Origin of the sequence: Shimia thalassica (assembly GCF_001458215.1) — a bacterium.
Classification (GTDB): domain Bacteria; phylum Pseudomonadota; class Alphaproteobacteria; order Rhodobacterales; family Rhodobacteraceae; genus Shimia; species Shimia thalassica.
Genome location: NZ_CYTW01000003.1, coordinates 233,151 through 249,305, shown reverse-complemented (window position 1 = coordinate 249,305; position 16,155 = coordinate 233,151). Strand labels below are relative to the sequence as shown.

Below are 16,155 nucleotides of genomic sequence, written 5' to 3'. Positions count from 1 at the left end.
CCATGAGCGAAGTTCGAGTCCCCACCCTCGGTGAAAGCGTCACCGAAGCCACAGTAGCCACATGGTTCAAACAGCCCGGCGATGCCGTTGCAGCAGACGAAATGCTGTGCGAGCTGGAAACCGACAAGGTAACGGTTGAAGTGCCTGCACCTTCTGCCGGTGTCATGGGTGAAATCATTGCCGCTGAAGGCGAAACTGTGGGTGTAGACGCACTGTTGGCCACGATTGTTGCCGGCGACGGCGCTGCGGCGGCCTCTGCACCTGCAGCAGAGCCTGCACCGGCTGCGGCCCCTGCCGCTGGCGGCGACAGCGTTGATGTCATGGTTCCAAGCCTGGGCGAGTCTGTGTCGGAAGCAACCGTTTCGACATGGTTCAAAGCCGTCGGCGACACCGTTGCACAAGACGAAATGCTGTGTGAGCTGGAAACCGACAAAGTGTCTGTCGAAGTACCTTCGCCCGCCGCTGGCGTTCTGGCCGAAATCATTGCGCCAGAAGGCGAAACTGTCGATGCATCTGCGAAACTCGCTGTGATCTCGTCTTCGGGTGCAGTTGTTGCTGCCCCAGCTGCTGCGCCTGCTGCGGCACCTGCCGCCGCTGGCAAAGACGTCGAGAACGCGCCTTCTGCGAACAAGTTGATGGCCGAAAAAGGCATCTCTGCTGCCAACGTCCAAGGCTCCGGTCGCGACGGTCGCATCATGAAAGAAGACGTGCTCAAAGCTGCTCTGGCGCCGGCCGCCGCACCTGCTCCGGCCCCTGCCGCTGCGCCACGTGCGCCGTCGGCTGCGGAAGATGCCGTGCGTGAAGAGCGTGTGAAAATGACGCGTCTGCGCCAGACCATCGCCAAGCGTCTGAAAGACAGCCAGAACACCGCCGCCATGCTTACCACCTATAACGAGGTGGACATGACCGAGACGATGGCTCTGCGGAAGCAGTACAAAGACGAGTTCGAGAAAAAGCACGGCGCGCGTCTTGGCTTTATGTCGTTCTTCACCAAAGCATGCTGTCATGCTCTGAAAGAAGTGCCTGAAGTGAACGCCGAAATCGACGGCACAGACATTGTTTACAAAAACTATGTACACATGGGCATCGCTGCAGGCACGCCAACCGGTCTGGTTGTTCCCGTCATCCGTGACGCCGACAAAATGTCTTTTGCTGACATCGAAAAAGCCATCGCCGAAAAAGGCCGCCGCGCCCGTGACGGCAAACTGTCCATGGCAGAAATGCAGGGCGGCACCTTCACCATCTCCAACGGTGGTGTTTACGGCTCGCTGATGTCCTCGCCAATTCTGAACCCGCCACAGTCGGGTATCCTTGGCATGCACAAGATCCAGGACCGTCCAATGGTCATCAACGGCGAAATCAAAATCCGCCCAATGATGTATCTGGCCCTGTCGTATGATCACCGCATCGTCGACGGCAAAGGCGCCGTGACCTTCCTCGTGCGCGTCAAAGAAGCGCTGGAAGATCCCCGTCGCCTTCTGATGGATCTGTAAAAAAAACTCAAGGCGTCGGCCCTTTGCGGTCGACGCCCTACTTTCCTGCCCGAGCCTGAAAGAACACGCGACAGACGAAATACCATCGCCGGAATTGAGAGGGATCAAGGCGGACCCACCCAATTAGGTCCATTTTCTCCTCATATGAAACAAAGGGAGTTGACCAATGGCAACCCACATACTCTGGCAAGCAGACGTCGCTGATTTCAGTGCATGGTTGACCGTCTTCAAACAAGACGCAAAGAACCGCAAGGCATCGGGCATCGTTGATCTTCACGTCTGGAGCGATCCAGACAAATTGAACCATGCCGTCGCTCTATTCGCCGTGGCTGATTTGGAAAAGGCAAAGTCCTTTTTCGACTCTGAGGAACTGGCGATGCATCTGGAGCGTGACGGCGTTATAAACGTATCGGTCAAAATGCTGACCCCCGCCTAACTGTTGGCACAGAACGGCGCGCAATTCGAACGGACCACGGTCCGCCCAAGGAGAAGAAAACCCATGTCCCAATATGACGTCATCATCATCGGCGCCGGCCCTGGCGGCTATGTGTCCGCGATTCGTTGTGCCCAACTGGGCCTGAAGACCGCAATCGTCGAAGGTCGTGAAACCTTGGGTGGGACCTGTTTGAACGTGGGCTGTATCCCGTCAAAGGCCCTTTTGCACGCAACACACATGCTGCACGAAGCCGAGCACAACTTTGCTTCGATGGGTCTCAAGGGCAAAACCCAGTCGGTTGATTGGGACCAGATGAAATCCTACCGTTCCGACGTTGTTGGCCAGAACACCAGCGGTGTTGAGTTCCTCATGAAGAAGAACAAGATCGACTGGATCAAAGGCTGGGCGACAATCCCCGCCGCTGGCAAGGTTCAGGTTGGCGACGAGACCCACGAAGCCAAAAACATCGTGATTGCGTCCGGTTCGGTTCCGGCCTCTCTTCCCGGTGTCGAAGTCGACAACGACAAAGGCATTGTTGTGGATTCGACCGGTGCGATTGATCTGCCGAAAGTTCCCAAAAAGATGACCGTGATTGGCGCTGGCGTCATCGGTCTCGAGCTTGGTTCGGTCTATGCCCGTCTCGGTTCCGAAGTGACTGTTGTCGAGTACATGGACGCTGTCTGCCCCGGTATGGACGCAGATGTTCAGCGCAGCTTTAAGCGCATTCTTGAAAAGCAGGGACTCAAGTTCATCATGGGCGCGGCTGTTCAAGGCGTCGACACCACGAAGACCAAAGCCAAGGTTAAATACCAGCCCAAGAAAGGCGGCGACGAAGAAGTTCTCGACGCTGATGTCGTTCTTGTCGCCACTGGCCGTAAGCCTTTCTACGAAGGTCTTGGCCTCGACAAGCTGGGCGTTACCCTGACCGAGCGCGGCCAGATCGCCGTGAACGGAAGTTGGGCCACCAATGTTCCCGGTATCTATGCCATCGGTGATGTTATCGAAGGTCCGATGCTGGCTCACAAAGCCGAAGACGAAGGCATGGCCGTCGCAGACGTTCTTGCAGGGAACCATGGCCACGTGAACTATGGCGTGATCCCTGGCGTTGTTTACACAACACCCGAAGTTGCGACCGTTGGTGCAACCGAAGCCGCCCTCAAAGCGGAAGGTCGCAAGGTCAAGGTTGGCAAATTCATGTTCCTGGGTAATGCGCGCGCCAAAGCTGTGCATCAGGCCGAAGGCGCCTTTGCCAAGATCATCGTTGATGCCGAAACCGATCGTGTTCTAGGCGCTGCGATTATCGGCCCAGCCGCTGGTGACATGATCCACGAACTGTGTGTTGCGATGGAATTTGGTGCCTCGGCGCAGGACATCGCCCTGACCTGCCACGCGCACCCGACGTATTCCGAAGCCGTGCGCGAAGCCGCTCTGGCCTGTGGTGACGGCCCCATCCACGCCTGATCAAACATCAGACAGACACATGGAAAAGGCGCCCTCATCGGGGCGCCTTTTTCTATGTGCACGGATCACATACCAACGTCAAAATGATCAAAGGGCCACCTGAACACGCCTATACAGCCAAAGGCGCGCCCCGAGTTTTTACAATACAAAAGCGGCGGCCCGACCAAGAACCGCCGCCCTACTCGTTACCAAGTTACGCGTTCCGTGAGTGGTATGCGTTCACCGGCTCGAAGTACCGATAGACGTGATACGCGCGGACCCAAAACTTCCGTCGCCATTTTTTCATTTTTTTGAGAGCAGATCGTGCGGAAGCTTCCGAAACCTACCACATGGTTTCTCTGGCCCGCGCAAGCCAGGCCTCATCGTAGGGCTGGCCACCCTCTTCCCCATTTGTCATTGCGGCAAGGATCTCGCCAGCCGTGGGCAAACCTTCGCTTTCGTCACCGCTGGTCCACAGACCCGCCCGCATCGGCGCACGGGCGCATTGCGTATAGATTTCACCGATACGGATCACGATGACAGATCGCGGCAGCCTTGAATTGTGTTCGAAAGTGGCACGGGTGTCTTCATCCACGGTCACACGGGCAAACCCGTTGACGCGGACAATCGTGTTGGACCCCGGCACCATGAACATCAGAGATATCCGCCCATCCGCCACGATATTGCGGAGCGTATCCATGCGGTTGTTTCCCCGCCAGTCCGGCATCGCAAGTGTATGTTCGTCCAGTTCGGCCACGACGGGGCCTTCGTCGCCTCGCGGGCTTCCGTCGGTGCCATTCGGGCCGACGGTAGACACAACACAAAAGCGCGAAGCCATGATCCACTGGCGGTACTCGGGCGTCAGTTTTTGCGCAACCTTGCGCAGCGAAGGCGCACCGGGCGTGCCATAAAGCGCCTCAAGCTCGGAAATGTCTTCAATCCACTGCATCAGGATCAAACCCCGCATCTTTCATCAGGGCGATAGAGCGCGTTTCAATCTCGTCTTCCAGATGCTTCATAAAGGGTTTGGCTTCCATGCCCTGCTCGATCGGCTCGAGAAATTCGACAACGGCCAGACCCGGACGACGGTAAATCCCGTGGCGTGGCCAAAATACACCGACGTTGGTGGCCGCCGGCACAACCTTCTGGCCGGTTTCACGGTAGAGAACGCTGATCCCCACCTTGTAATTGGTCTTGGCGTTCCACGCGACACGTGTGCCCTGCGGATAGATGATGAGCTGTCCGGCAGGCGCAGAGCCGTCTTTGACGCCGTCCATCATTTGCCGGATCGCCTCTGCACGCTTGCCACGATCAACGGGAACACAGCCCAACCGCATCGCGTACCAGCCAAGGATCGGCGCAAAACGCAAAACGCTTTTCATGATGAACTTCGGCTTGGGCACCACGCTCACAATCATGATGATATCAAAGAAGCTTTGGTGTTTTGCGGCGATCAGAACCTCTTCTGTCGGGACCTCGCCACGGATTTCGGACTTGAGCCCGACCATCCAGCCCGCGCTCCAACGCACCCAACGACAGTAGGTATGAACGGCCCGATATACCCAGTCCCGCGAAAAAATCGCGAATGGCGTAAAGAAGACCGCCATAATCGCCATAACAAAATACATCTGAATGATGAAAAACAGGGATCTGATCCACTGAAAAGCATATCGCATCAATCAAGCTCCGACAAAGTACGCCGTGCGGCATGACGTGTGGCAAAGTACGCCACAACACCGGCCAGCGGCGGTATTAACATGGGCAAAAGCCAACTGCCTCCCTGAAAGCCAAGCCCCGTGAGGAAACCACCTTCGGGTTGGGCCGCAGGCAAAAGCAGAACCGCCGCCATCCCGGCAACCACACCTATGGCAGCCCCAAGCAAGGCGCGCAGGGTAAAACGGCGCACAAAGGCTTTTGCGATATAGCTGTCTTGTGCACCAACGACCCGCAACACGGCAATCACCTGAGCATTAGCGGCCAGTGCAGCATTTGCAGCCAGCGTGATAATCGTCGCCGTTGTGGCCGCAATGAGCAGAATGGAAACCAATCCCAAAAGACGCAGGCGTCCTGCGGCCTGCTCTAGCGGACGCCGCCACCGGTTGTGATCGTCAAGCACCGCACCGGGGACTTCGCCCTGAAGACGCAGGCGCAAACCCGCCGCGTCATAGCCGCTTTGGGTTTCCTGAATTTCGATCAGCTGCGGAATGGGCAGGTCTTCAATCGGAAGATCGGGCCCAAACCAAGGCTCAAGAAGAGCGCCTTGCTCTTCTGCTGTTAACGCACGCGCGGACTCGACGCCCGGTGTGGTTTTCAACAATCGCAAAGCGGCCGCCGTTTGCTCTGCCATTTGTCCTTCGGGTGCGGAAATGCGCAAAGTCGAACTGTGGGCGAGGTCGTCACCCCACCGCGCCGCCAGACGACCCGTGGCCAATGAAAGTGCCAAAGCAAAGATCGCAAGGAACGCCATCGCGCCAGCTGCAAAGGTCGTCAGCGTCGCGGTAAACCCCGAAGGTGGAACAACGCGGTCTGCCTGCACATCTCCAACAATAAATTCCTTCACCACGGTTGGCAGAACGCTCATAGATCTGCCCCCGCGAGTTGCAATTTACGGTTTGCAATGCGCAAAACCCGCGCCTGCACCTGTGATTTGGCCGCACGGATCAGGTTCATGTCGTGGGTCGCGATCATGATCGTTTTACCCATTTTGTTCAGTTCGATCAGCAATTGCAGCAGACGTTGCGACATTTCCCAATCAACATTGCCCGTTGGCTCGTCGGCCAGAACTACATCGGGCGACATGATCACGGCACGCGCCAGTGCCGCGCGTTGACGTTCACCGCCTGACATTTCCGGGGGCAATGCATTCGCACGGTTCCCAAGCCCAACCCAGTGCATCAGCTCTTTCAGGTTGGAATGGTTTTCCAGTGTTTCGCGCCCCGACACCATCAAAGGCAAGGCAACATTGTCCGCGATCGGCAAATGGTCCAGAAACTGACAATCCTGATGCACGACCCCGATCCGCCGCCGCGCCATCGCGTGATCATCACGATCCATATCGCGCACGTCCTGATCAAACAGGCGCACGTGGCCCGATGTCGGTATCAATGCACCGTAGCACAGTTTGAGAAAAGTCGTTTTGCCCGCGCCAGAAGGTCCGGTCAGAAAATGAAACGAGCCGGGGGCGAGTTTTAACGAAATATTGCTCAGCAATTCACCACCGCCATAACTATAGGCCGTATTGTCCAGTTCGATCAAAACCAATGCCCCTTCTGACGGTTTGCCCTGTTGTGCCCGAGCATCGGGCAGGATTCAATGCGCTGTGGCAAGGCTTTGCTCTTTCGTGGGCGAATGTTACAACATATGCTAACCAATAAAAGTGCACGATCAGGGACATCAAGGGGACATTATGCGGCTAAGTTGCCCAAATTGCGGAGCGCAATACGAAGTGCCCGACGACGTCATTCCGCAAGCCGGACGCGACGTGCAGTGTTCTAATTGCGGTCATACATGGTTCCAGGGTCCTCCGGAAGAGGACGTCAGCCTGACAGAAGAGCTGGGGGGATCTGTTCCTGTCGAGGACTGGACACCCGAAGATATTGCCGATGACGTGGACGTCGAACCCGAAATCGAGCCCGAAGAATCGCCTCCTATGGAGGAAGAAGAGGTTCAGCCCCCGTCTGTTGATCTGAACGATGAAGAAGAAGACATCGAACCAGAGGTGTTTGTCGAACCTCACAGCGAGGTTAGCGCTGACTTCGAAGAAAACGATGTAGACAACGCCCCCGATGACCTCGATGACGCCATCGGAAGAGCGCTGTCGTTTGATCAGGAAACCACCGGCCTTGATGATGTTCTGCGTGACACCGCGGACGAGCCGGACGTTGAAGAAACATCATATGACGATGATCTCGAAGAAGACGACTGGGAAGAGCAGACATCTGACTTTGATGACGAGGATCTTGATGACATCGACGAGGCCCCCGAGAAACTTCGCAAGTCATTGAACCCCGAGATCGCGGAAATCCTGCGGGAAGAAGCCGAGCACGAAGCGCGCGTGCGCGCCGAGGAAGCATCTGTCGGTCTGGAATCCCAGCCTGATTTGGGGCTGAGCGCCCCTCAACATGTGCCGGAAACGAACAAACGTGCCCGCGAAGCCCGTGAAAGAATGCGCCGTTTGCGCGGCATTCCGGCCCAAGAGCCGGAACAGGACGCTGAGCCGGATCCCGTTCAGGACCACGATATTCACGCATCCCGCCGAGATCTGCTGCCTGATATCGAGGAAATCAATTCGTCACTGCGCGCCACGGAAGATCGTGAATATGCCGCCTCGGAAGAGCCCGCTATTTTTGGCGAGCGCCAGCGGCGGCGCGGCTTCCGTCTTGGGTTCGCTCTGGTACTGCTTGTGGCTGCGGGCGCTTTGCTGGTCTATGTCTATCACGAACAGATTTCGGCAAGTGCTCCTGAGGCCGCGCCCTATATCGACACCTACCTAGAGAATGCAAACAGCGCACGGGTCTGGCTGGATGAACAGGTCACAAAAATGATGCTGGCTTTGCAGAACGCTGCGGGATCCGGGGCGTCTGGCGAAAACTAGGCGGCGGAAAAAAGTGGATCAGAACCTGTCCAGCAGTCGGCGAAGATAGTTACGCTCGATCTCGGGGCGTTCGGTTTCACCGGCACGACGGCGAATTTCATCCAATAGTTCGCGGGCTTCGCGATAGACATCTTCGCCTTGCAAAAGGCCCTCTTCCGTTCCGGCAGGACCACGCGCGCCACGACTGCGCCCAAGCGGGTCCGAGGCGTTTCCACGGGCCTGTTCGCTGCCTTGTTCCCCCTGCCCTTCCTGCTGCTGGGCCATGGCTTCGCCAAGGTTGCGCATGCCTTCGCGCATCGCTTCCATTGCTTGGGCCTGTTGATCGATCGCGTCGGCAAGATTGTCACCGCGCAATGAGTCTTCGGCTTGATCCATCGACTCGCCGGCTTGTCCCAATGCTTCGGCTGCTGCATCGCCCTCTGGTGTTCCGCGACCGGGCATCTGACCTTGTAGATTTTCCAGCTGTTGGCGCAATGCCTGTTGGCGGTCTGCCAAGGTTCCCTGGCTGGGTGATTGTCCGGACTCTCCGTCTTGCCCGTCCTGTCCGGTGCCTTGGCCTGTGCCATCATGCGACTGTCCACGTCCCTCGCCACCGCTATAGCCTTCGTTGCCTTGCGACTGGCCGCGATTGGCGTTGGGATTGAACTGCTCCTGCAATTCGCGGAACGCTTCGTCAGACAGGCCCTGCTGTTCGCGCAATGTCTCTGCGAGACCCTCCATGGCTTGCTCGCCGGGGGATTGCTGCCCCTCACCGCCGCCTTGCGCAACCTGCATGTTTTCCATCATTTCCTGGAACTCTTCGAGCGCCTGCAAAGCCTCGGCCATGCGACCTTGCTCCATCAGTTCCTGAATACGGTCCATCATCCGCTGCAAATCGTCCTGATTGAGCATCATGGTGTTTTCAGAAAGCTGCTGCTGTTCGCCAGACTCACCGCCATCTTCCATGTTCCGGCGGGCCAGTTCACGCATGTAATCTTGGGTGGCTTCGCGCAGTTCTTGCATCAAGCGTGCGATTTCCTCATCGCTTGCGCCGTTTTTCATCGCTTCGGCAAGCCGGTCGCGCGCACGTTCCATACGTTCAAGCGCATCGCCAAGGTCACCTTCCTCGACCAACATCGCAAGATCCCACAGCGCTTGGGCCAGCTCGTCACGTTGTTCCTCGGTCAGCCCATAGGCCGTCATGTTCTCGAGCCGCCGCAAAATCATCCGAAATCGCAGGTAATTGGTTTCTTCGTCAAAAACACCGTCTTCGGGACGGTGTGAAATCGCCCGCATAAGCTGTGCAACCCGTGCTGCATTTTCACGCGACCACAAAAGATCACGGCGCAGCTCGATCACGGCTGCCGCCATGGGATCAAAGAAACGGCGGGCGGGCAGCTCTGTTTTCAACGTGTCCGAAAGACCCGTCAGACCTTTGGCATCTTCAACTTCAAGTGTGATCAAGACCGGCAAATGCGCCCAAACATGCGGCGAGAAATCTTCTATCAGTGCTTCTTCGAATTCGGACCGGTCGCCCGCAATTGGCAAGGGCAGTTCAACAGTCACAGGCACAACTGTTTCCGGATTTACCGCCAGCCCATAGCGACGATCCAATTCTTGCAGATCAAGCGCAATCGTCGCCGTGCCCGATACCACCTCATAGTCATCTTCCGCCGCGAAGGGCAAAGACATCTCACCGCGACCGGATACATCTGCCCCGCCAACAAACGTCACGGATGGGGCGGCGTCAGGCAGCATCGAAATAGCCCAACTGCGCCCGTTTTCGCCCAGAATGGAAACCTCACCGGATTGGTTGATAATAAATTCCTGCTCAGGCGCGGCGGCACTCGGAATGTCCTCTGTGCGTCCGGAAACGGTTTCTGACACAGTTAAGGCGCCGACTTCTCCGTAAAGACGGATCAAGACACGGCTGCCTTCAGAAAGCTCAAGTTCACCGGCGGGCAGATCAGCAAGATAAAGCGCAGGTTTTCCGGTATAGGCCGGAGGTTCAACCCAGCCTTCCCAACTTGGCCCGCCAACAACACCGGCGGGTCCGGTTTGAAGGTCTCCCAAACTGGAGACACGTGCGACGGACCCAAAGAGAAGCCCCACCGCCAATGCCAAAAGCGCGAGATGGCGCAGACCAAAGGGATCAAGATGCTGCAAGCGAAGATCAGGCTCGATCGGGCGGGCCTTTTCTGCCTGCTGGGCCATGCGTTTCTGATGCGCCTCCCACAAGGCCCGCGTTCCGGCGTCAGCGCCTCCGACAGCGGTTTGATCTTGCAAGGCATGCAGGGGACGGCCCGGCAATGTGGAATCAAGGCGATTGAAGGCGTCGTCCGAGCTGGGCAATACGAACCTGCGAATGCCGCGCACAAACAACGCCAACCCTGCGGCACCAATGGCCACCCCGATGGTCCAAAGCGCCTCGAGGCTCAGGGTTTCGTGAACGCCCAACATCACGGCGGCAAGGGTGGCAAACATCAAGGACCAAAGCGGCCAAAAGCAGCGACCGATGGTTTCAGCCACCATGCCTAGTCGCGTCAGGGCAAGGACTACACCCAAACGCTTTAGCACTTTTTTAGGATCGGTCGTCGGTTCACCCATAGCCGTTTCCAAGAGGTGTAAAGCGGAATTGCGTTACAGCCACTCGGGAATGGTATCTCGGTTTATCATTTCGTCCAAGGTCGGACGTCGGCGGATAACCGCAAATTGATCCCCATGCACCAAAACTTCGGGGATCAGAGGACGCGAATTATACTCGCTTGCCATGACGGCCCCATAGGCACCGGCACTGCGGAACGCGATCAAATCATCGGCCCCAACCGGATCCATGACTCGTTCTTTGGCAAAGGTGTCGCCACTTTCGCAGACCGGTCCGACGATATCATATTGCTGTTTTTCAACGCCAGGCGTGGCTTCGGCAACCGGAATAATGTCGTGGTGTGCCTCGTACATTGCGGGGCGGATCAAGTCGTTCATCGCACCATCAATAATCATAAATGAGCGGTCTTCGCCTTCTTTGATATAGATGACTTTGCTGACCATAATGCCCGCATTGCCCGCGATCAAACGGCCCGGCTCGATCTCGATCTCACAGTTGAGATGACCGAGTGTATCCTTGATAAGTTGGCCATATTCCACCGGAAGAGGCGGCGCGTCATTCGAACGTGTATAGGGGATGCCCAAGCCACCGCCCAGATCCAGACGCTTGATCTCATGCCCCTCGGCGCGCAGCTCCTCGGTCAGGGCCGCAACTTTTTCATAAGCCATTTTGAACGGCTCAAGCTGGGTCAACTGGCTTCCGATGTGCACATCGATCCCGATAACCTTAAGACCAGGAAGGCTTGCCGCGTGGGCATACACTTCTTTGGCGCGGCTGATTGGAATGCCGAATTTGTTCTCGGATTTTCCGGTAGCAATTTTTGCGTGGGTTTTCGCATCCACATCAGGGTTCACCCGAACCGTGATCGGTGCAACCACGCCCAATTCGAGAGCGACCGCATTGATCACTTCCATTTCCGGCTCTGATTCTACGTTGAACTGGCGAATCCCGCCCTTCAATGTGGCGCGAATTTCATCAGCTGTTTTGCCAACACCGGAAAACACGATGCGGTCTCCGGGAACGCCAGCGGCAATCGCACGGGCATATTCCCCGCCGGAAACCACATCCATGCCGGCGCCAAGCGCGGCCAGTGTTTTCAGAATCGCCTGATTTGAGGCGGCCTTCATCGCGTAACAGACCAGATGCTCCATCCCGTCCAACGCTTCGTCAAACAAACGAAAATGCCGCTCGAGCGTCGCCGTGGAATAGCAGTAAAACGGCGTGCCGACTTCTGCTGCAATTTCGCTCACCGCGACATCTTCGGCGTAGAGTTCGCCGTGGCGATAGAGAAAATGATCCATTGGCCAGCCTTTCCTGCCTGAACTTCAGCGCCTCTCATAGCCATCAGACCGCGCACGATCAATCTTAGACATCTTTCCGAGAGAAATAACTTTGCCGCAATCGCAGTATCAGCGTTGCAGCCCGCGCAAAAACAACTGGATGGTTTCATCCACCATCCTGCGATACCGGCTTTCGTCCTTCACAAACAACGCGCGATGAATCACCAGCCCATCCACCATCGCGGCAAGGGTGCGTCCCATCGCATCGACATCGATTTCCTGTCGGATATGCCCCGCATCTTTCAAAGAGGCCAGTTGATCCGCCTGAAAAGCGCCCAATGCGTCTTGGAACTCTGCCGCTGCCGACAAAAGCGCATCCGACCCAACACCCGAGCTTGTGATCTCGAAAAACATCCGGACGCCTTTTTGCTCATCTGCATCAAGAACAACATTTGATCGCACCTGCGCACCAAAGTCATCGAGGTTTCGCGGCTGAGGCAGCCCCTCTAATCCGGCGATCCATTCTGCAAACAGACTTTGCATGAGTGCAAGTGTGAGCTGCTCCTTGCTCTTGAAGTAGAGATACAAAGTCCCCTTCGCGAGACCCGCCTCTTCAGCGATATCTGTCATCTTGGTCGCTGCATGCCCGTGGCGCTGGAAGGCCGCCATACCGGCCCCAATGATTCGCGCCTGCATTTCTGATCGATCTACAATTTTCGGCATCCGCACATCCCTTTTTCAGCCTTTTACAACATACACTTATACAATTCAAATTTTTAATGACTTGACGGTCATTTATAAATCCACCAATTAATGACCCGTCAGTCATTAAAAATATGGAACACCAGAAATGACCCTTTCCGTCGCACAAAACAGTAAAGCGGCCAGCAAATTTTTGTTTGGCCTGGTGGCAACATTCGCCACGCTTGTCCCCGGTGGACCCATTGAAACTCGGGACTTCACCGACCTTGGAGGCATGGCTTTTTGGGGCTTTAACGCCTTCCTGATCGGTCTCGCCATTCTTGCGATCTGTGCCGGTATCGGCCTGCGCAAGGAGAACAGAACAGCCATGTGGTGCGCCATCATCGCAGCATGGGCCTATGTCTTCGTGGTTCTGCTGGACCTTGGCGCAGTCTTTCCGACCTCTCCCGATCCAATTCCGCTTGCCTTGGGCCTGATCGAAATTCTCGACGTCATGCTTGCCGCATACGTCATCATCCTTGCGCATCGTGCGCTTGGGCATCTGTGATTTATTCTCTTAAGGACACTTGAAATGAAAACCCTGTTTGCTCTCATGCCCGTAGTTGCTCTTGCTGCCTGCAGCGGCACTGGCGCATCACATCAGCCAGTGCTCAGCACCAAGTCGGGCCCGACCTATGACGCCGATCTGTCGACCTGTCAGTCTCTCGCCAAAAGCCAACCAGTTATGTCTCCGGATACAAAAACCACACTGGCAAAAGGCGCAACCATCGGGGCGCTGGTCGGTCTGGCAGATGATGGTGTGAGTTCGGCAGAAGGTCTTGCCGCCGGTGCGGTAGCCGGATTGATTGGTGGCGGACTTTCAGCCGAGGAAGACGTCCGGACGGCGCGCAAAGCGATTGTGGTGCAATGTCTGCGCGACAAAGGGCACCCGGTTGTAGGCTAACCCAGAAACGAACGCGGGCGCCGTTGTTCAAACGGCGCCTACTTTACCGGACGTGACCTCAGGAACAGATAAAGCGGCAGACCGCAGCTGACCCCAATCAGAAACGTTGCGGGAATCGCCACCAAGGCAAGCCAGTTCCGGCGCACCGAGACTTCGGCCAAAATCCAAACCGTCAAGGCAATCGCCGAGATGACCAGATCCCAATACAGACCTGTCACCGCGCCTGTGGCTTTCCACTCGGCAACGAGGGCGGCAACGTCAAATCCGTTTTCGGCGATCCATGGCCCGAAATAGGCCATCGGGTGCACAGCCCCCCAAACGGCCAAAGCCAGATAGATCAAACGCAGGAATGACATGTTATCCGTCCTTCTTAGTATCGCCAAAACACTCTGAGAGGCATGCCGCCTCATGATTCATATGGCGTTCTTGGGCGTTCAGGCCATGAAAAAGGGCCGCACAAAGCGACCCCATCAGTCATTTCCGGAAAAAGTTACCAGCATCCGTGGGTGTTACACCCCTTGCCGACCGAAACCGATACCGGACCTTTGTGCACACCAACATTGGCCGACGTGTAAACACCCCCGTTCGAAATGCCGATATTTGCATTCATGGACGGTGTCCAAGGTTTGCCATCAACGCCGCAACCCGCCACAAAAGCGGCCACAATCAAAGCACTCAAAATACGCATCGGGGTCTATCTCCAAAAAACTCAAGATCAACTTATCGCAAACAGCGCACTGCGCAAAGTTGGTTCTTGGGAATTTTTAACGTCCCCAACCACAGTTTGCGCCGCCCATGCATACGCCGGACTTGCTATAACCGGGGCGATAGGGATCTTCCCAATCAGAGTTGGTGGTTGTTTGACAGGCCACCAAAAGGGTCAACATCATCATTCCAAGAATAAAGCGCATCAGCGTCCTCCGCCACAATGGGCGCCTCCGTTACACATACCACCCGCTTCGTATCCGGGTCGCACCGTTGTCGGTGCTGTTGGATCACAGGCCGCGAGCACCCCAAGAATGCCAAACACGAAAAAAGCTCTTTTCATACTCATTCCTTTCGAAGGTCATCCCGCATCCGGCGCGGTATTTGCCCCCTAGGGCGAAACGACGCGCGTTCCGGACCCGCTTGAATAAACGGCCCCGACCCGCGCAGACCCGCTCACCGAGACACCCGACCCCGACCCGGTGGGCGGGGCATTGGGCGACGTCGTCGGATTGGCGGGACCTGCGCTTGGGTCACAGGCTGGCAAAACAGCCAAAGCCCCAAGAAGCGCGAGATATTTCATCCCAAAATCTCTTTCCAACGCGCAACCTGCTCGCGAACACGTGCTGGCGCGGTGCCACCATATGACATACGCGACGCAACAGAATTATGCACACCAAGCACATCAAATACATCCGCAGAAATTGCAGCGTGCACTGATTGCATATCCTCTAGCGAGAGATCCGGCAAATCACAGTCTCGAGATTCAGCCATCGCAACAAGGGATCCCGTCACGTGGTGCGCATCCCGAAATGGCATGTTCAGCGCCCGCACCAGCCAGTCGGCCAGATCGGTCGCCGTAGAGAAACCACTTCCTGCCGCCGCTTCGAGAGACGGGCGGTTGGCATTCATGTCTTTGACCATGCCTTCCATCGCCGCCAAAGCCAGCATCAGGTTATCAGCGGCATCAAAGACCTGCTCTTTGTCTTCCTGCATGTCCTTGGAATAGGCCAGCGGAAGCCCTTTCATCACCATCAACAAGGCCGTGTTCGCCCCGAAAATCCGACCGATTTTGGCACGGATCAGTTCCGCCGCATCAGGGTTCTTTTTCTGGGGCATGATCGACGATCCGGTCGAAAACCGGTCTGACAAAGTAACAAACCGAAATTGCGCAGAAGACCAGATTACCAGTTCTTCCGCCATGCGGCTCAGGTGCATCGCGCAAATGGAAGAGGCCGCCAGAAATTCCAGCGCAAAATCGCGGTCAGATACAGCATCCAGCGAGTTGGCCGCCGGACGGTCAAAGCCCAGCGCCGCGGCTGTCATGTCGCGATCAATCGGGAAAGACGTCCCTGCCAGCGCAGCCGCACCAAGCGGAGATTCGTTCATCCGGCGGCGCGCATCTTCAAAGCGGCTTTTGTCGCGGGCAAACATCTCGACATAGGCCATCATGTGGTGGCCCCATGTGACGGGTTGCGCCGTTTGCAGGTGGGTAAAGCCCGGCATAACCCAATCGGCACCGGCTTCGGCCTGCGCCAGCAGTGCTTTGATCAGAGCTTCGATGCCAGCAGTTGCCGCGTCCATTTGATCGCGCACCCAAAGTTTAAAGTCGGTCGCAACCTGATCGTTCCGGCTGCGGCCTGTGTGCAGACGTCCAGCGGGTTCGCCGATAACCTCTTTGAGACGCGCCTCGACATTCATGTGGATATCTTCAAGCGCGGTCGAGAATGCAAAATTTCCGCTTTCAATTTCTGACAAGACGGTGAGCAGCCCTTCCCGAATGGCTTCGGCGTCGCTATCTGTGATGATGCCCGATTTGGCGAGCATCGCCGCGTGGGCCCGAGATCCGGCAATGTCCTGAGCGGCCATTCGCTGATCGTACCCGATCGAGGCATTGATTGCCTCCATGATTGCGTCCGGTCCAGCGGCAAAGCGGCCGCCCCACATCTGGTTCGAGGTATCTTTGGTCATGGTCTGC

The 16,155-nt window shown here is 56.6% G+C and carries 19 protein-coding genes; 6 read left to right on the top strand and 13 right to left on the bottom strand.

Going from position 1 to position 16,155, the window contains the following annotated elements; all coding sequences use genetic code 11:
• Positions 1–2: 2 nt before the first annotated feature.
• The 3 genes from odhB to lpdA all read left to right on the top strand — a co-directional run bounded on the left by odhB (position 3) and on the right by lpdA (position 3,390).
• The gene (gene odhB / locus PH7735_RS14515) at positions 3–1,493 is read left to right on the top strand and encodes a 2-oxoglutarate dehydrogenase complex dihydrolipoyllysine-residue succinyltransferase (RefSeq protein ID WP_058312113.1); all 1,491 of its coding nucleotides are present in this window, start codon (positions 3–5) and stop codon (positions 1,491–1,493) included.
• Positions 1,494–1,659: 166 nt separating this feature from the next.
• Positions 1,660–1,929, top strand: a complete 270-nt coding sequence (locus PH7735_RS14510; RefSeq protein WP_058312112.1) for a hypothetical protein — start codon at positions 1,660–1,662, stop codon at positions 1,927–1,929.
• A 63-nt stretch (positions 1,930–1,992) separates the two neighbouring features.
• Positions 1,993–3,390: a dihydrolipoyl dehydrogenase gene (lpdA, locus tag PH7735_RS14505; RefSeq protein ID WP_058312111.1), complete on the top strand. Its 1,398-nt coding sequence runs from the start codon at positions 1,993–1,995 to the stop codon at positions 3,388–3,390.
• 322 nt (positions 3,391–3,712) lie between these two features.
• Here lpdA and PH7735_RS14500 read toward each other — a convergent pair whose 3' ends face one another.
• Genes PH7735_RS14500 through PH7735_RS14485 form a run of 4 tightly spaced genes read right to left on the bottom strand, consistent with a single transcriptional unit; the run spans position 3,713 to position 6,624 of the window.
• A complete protein-coding gene (locus tag PH7735_RS14500; protein ID WP_058312270.1) occupies positions 3,713–4,318 on the bottom strand; it encodes a pyridoxamine 5'-phosphate oxidase family protein in 606 nt (201 codons plus the stop codon).
• Complete coding sequence (locus tag PH7735_RS14495; RefSeq protein WP_058312110.1) at positions 4,305–5,045, bottom strand: lysophospholipid acyltransferase family protein; 741 nt, start codon at positions 5,043–5,045, stop codon at positions 4,305–4,307. The genes PH7735_RS14500 and PH7735_RS14495 overlap by 14 nt, the downstream gene beginning before the upstream one ends.
• Positions 5,045–5,950, bottom strand: coding sequence for a cell division protein FtsX (locus PH7735_RS14490; RefSeq protein ID WP_058312109.1), 906 nt, complete (start codon positions 5,948–5,950; stop codon positions 5,045–5,047). The genes PH7735_RS14495 and PH7735_RS14490 overlap by 1 nt, the downstream gene beginning before the upstream one ends.
• On the bottom strand, positions 5,947–6,624 hold the full coding sequence (locus PH7735_RS14485) for a cell division ATP-binding protein FtsE (protein ID WP_058312269.1): 678 nt from the start codon (positions 6,622–6,624) through the stop codon (positions 5,947–5,949). The genes PH7735_RS14490 and PH7735_RS14485 overlap by 4 nt, the downstream gene beginning before the upstream one ends.
• Before the next feature lie 151 nt (positions 6,625–6,775).
• On the opposite strand from PH7735_RS14485, the gene PH7735_RS21050 reads away from it, so the two are divergent.
• Complete coding sequence (locus PH7735_RS21050; RefSeq protein ID WP_082645252.1) at positions 6,776–7,963, top strand: zinc-ribbon domain-containing protein; 1,188 nt, start codon at positions 6,776–6,778, stop codon at positions 7,961–7,963.
• 18 nt (positions 7,964–7,981) lie between these two features.
• Here PH7735_RS21050 and PH7735_RS14475 read toward each other — a convergent pair whose 3' ends face one another.
• The 3 genes from PH7735_RS14475 to PH7735_RS20570 all read right to left on the bottom strand — a co-directional run bounded on the left by PH7735_RS14475 (position 7,982) and on the right by PH7735_RS20570 (position 12,550).
• Complete coding sequence (locus PH7735_RS14475) at positions 7,982–10,549, bottom strand: TIGR02302 family protein (RefSeq protein ID WP_058312107.1); 2,568 nt, start codon at positions 10,547–10,549, stop codon at positions 7,982–7,984.
• 33 nt (positions 10,550–10,582) lie between these two features.
• Entirely contained in the window at positions 10,583–11,848 is a 1,266-nt protein-coding gene (gene lysA, locus PH7735_RS14470; protein WP_058312106.1) for a diaminopimelate decarboxylase, read from the bottom strand.
• A gap of 108 nt (positions 11,849–11,956) precedes the next feature.
• A complete protein-coding gene (locus tag PH7735_RS20570) occupies positions 11,957–12,550 on the bottom strand; it encodes a TetR/AcrR family transcriptional regulator (protein ID WP_058312105.1) in 594 nt (197 codons plus the stop codon).
• Positions 12,551–12,677: 127 nt separating this feature from the next.
• On the opposite strand from PH7735_RS20570, the gene PH7735_RS14460 reads away from it, so the two are divergent.
• A complete protein-coding gene (locus PH7735_RS14460; protein WP_058312104.1) occupies positions 12,678–13,076 on the top strand; it encodes a DUF8051 family protein in 399 nt (132 codons plus the stop codon).
• A 24-nt stretch (positions 13,077–13,100) separates the two neighbouring features.
• Entirely contained in the window at positions 13,101–13,472 is a 372-nt protein-coding gene (locus tag PH7735_RS14455; protein WP_058312103.1) for a glycine zipper family protein, read from the top strand.
• 38 nt (positions 13,473–13,510) lie between these two features.
• On the opposite strand, the gene PH7735_RS14450 is transcribed toward PH7735_RS14455, so the two are convergent.
• From PH7735_RS14450 to argH, 6 genes are all read right to left on the bottom strand, one after another.
• A complete protein-coding gene (locus PH7735_RS14450) occupies positions 13,511–13,828 on the bottom strand; it encodes a DUF2834 domain-containing protein (RefSeq protein ID WP_058312102.1) in 318 nt (105 codons plus the stop codon).
• 134 nt (positions 13,829–13,962) lie between these two features.
• Entirely contained in the window at positions 13,963–14,160 is a 198-nt protein-coding gene (locus tag PH7735_RS14445) for a hypothetical protein (RefSeq protein ID WP_058312101.1), read from the bottom strand.
• Positions 14,161–14,236: 76 nt separating this feature from the next.
• On the bottom strand, positions 14,237–14,383 hold the full coding sequence (locus PH7735_RS20745) for a hypothetical protein (protein ID WP_158503245.1): 147 nt from the start codon (positions 14,381–14,383) through the stop codon (positions 14,237–14,239).
• Positions 14,383–14,520: a hypothetical protein gene (locus tag PH7735_RS20740; RefSeq protein WP_158503243.1), complete on the bottom strand. Its 138-nt coding sequence runs from the start codon at positions 14,518–14,520 to the stop codon at positions 14,383–14,385. The genes PH7735_RS20745 and PH7735_RS20740 overlap by 1 nt, the downstream gene beginning before the upstream one ends.
• Before the next feature lie 48 nt (positions 14,521–14,568).
• A complete protein-coding gene (locus PH7735_RS14440) occupies positions 14,569–14,760 on the bottom strand; it encodes a hypothetical protein (RefSeq protein ID WP_058312100.1) in 192 nt (63 codons plus the stop codon).
• Positions 14,757–16,148, bottom strand: a complete 1,392-nt coding sequence (gene argH / locus PH7735_RS14435; protein WP_058312099.1) for an argininosuccinate lyase — start codon at positions 16,146–16,148, stop codon at positions 14,757–14,759. The genes PH7735_RS14440 and argH overlap by 4 nt, the downstream gene beginning before the upstream one ends.
• Between the last annotated feature and the right edge of the window lie 7 nt (positions 16,149–16,155).

Excerpts from the sequence above, each read along its gene's own strand:
- PH7735_RS21050 (WP_082645252.1), top strand. The coding sequence starts at position 6,776 with ATGCGGCTAAGTTGCCCAAATTGCGGAGCGCAATACGAAGTGCCCGAC.
- PH7735_RS14475 (WP_058312107.1), bottom strand. The coding sequence starts at position 10,549 with ATGGGTGAACCGACGACCGATCCTAAAAAAGTGCTAAAGCGTTTGGGT.
- PH7735_RS14510 (WP_058312112.1), top strand. The coding sequence starts at position 1,660 with ATGGCAACCCACATACTCTGGCAAGCAGACGTCGCTGATTTCAGTGCA.
- lpdA (WP_058312111.1), top strand. The coding sequence starts at position 1,993 with ATGTCCCAATATGACGTCATCATCATCGGCGCCGGCCCTGGCGGCTAT.
- PH7735_RS14500 (WP_058312270.1), bottom strand. The coding sequence starts at position 4,318 with ATGCAGTGGATTGAAGACATTTCCGAGCTTGAGGCGCTTTATGGCACG.
- PH7735_RS14445 (WP_058312101.1), bottom strand. The coding sequence starts at position 14,160 with ATGCGTATTTTGAGTGCTTTGATTGTGGCCGCTTTTGTGGCGGGTTGC.
- PH7735_RS20740 (WP_158503243.1), bottom strand. The coding sequence starts at position 14,520 with ATGAAAAGAGCTTTTTTCGTGTTTGGCATTCTTGGGGTGCTCGCGGCC.
- PH7735_RS20745 (WP_158503245.1), bottom strand. The coding sequence starts at position 14,383 with ATGCGCTTTATTCTTGGAATGATGATGTTGACCCTTTTGGTGGCCTGT.
- PH7735_RS14490 (WP_058312109.1), bottom strand. The coding sequence starts at position 5,950 with ATGAGCGTTCTGCCAACCGTGGTGAAGGAATTTATTGTTGGAGATGTG.
- odhB (WP_058312113.1), top strand. The coding sequence starts at position 3 with ATGAGCGAAGTTCGAGTCCCCACCCTCGGTGAAAGCGTCACCGAAGCC.
- PH7735_RS14460 (WP_058312104.1), top strand. The coding sequence starts at position 12,678 with ATGACCCTTTCCGTCGCACAAAACAGTAAAGCGGCCAGCAAATTTTTG.
- PH7735_RS14455 (WP_058312103.1), top strand. The coding sequence starts at position 13,101 with ATGAAAACCCTGTTTGCTCTCATGCCCGTAGTTGCTCTTGCTGCCTGC.
- PH7735_RS20570 (WP_058312105.1), bottom strand. The coding sequence starts at position 12,550 with ATGCCGAAAATTGTAGATCGATCAGAAATGCAGGCGCGAATCATTGGG.
- argH (WP_058312099.1), bottom strand. The coding sequence starts at position 16,148 with ATGACCAAAGATACCTCGAACCAGATGTGGGGCGGCCGCTTTGCCGCT.
- lysA (WP_058312106.1), bottom strand. The coding sequence starts at position 11,848 with ATGGATCATTTTCTCTATCGCCACGGCGAACTCTACGCCGAAGATGTC.
- PH7735_RS14440 (WP_058312100.1), bottom strand. The coding sequence starts at position 14,760 with ATGAAATATCTCGCGCTTCTTGGGGCTTTGGCTGTTTTGCCAGCCTGT.
- PH7735_RS14450 (WP_058312102.1), bottom strand. The coding sequence starts at position 13,828 with ATGTCATTCCTGCGTTTGATCTATCTGGCTTTGGCCGTTTGGGGGGCT.
- PH7735_RS14495 (WP_058312110.1), bottom strand. The coding sequence starts at position 5,045 with ATGCGATATGCTTTTCAGTGGATCAGATCCCTGTTTTTCATCATTCAG.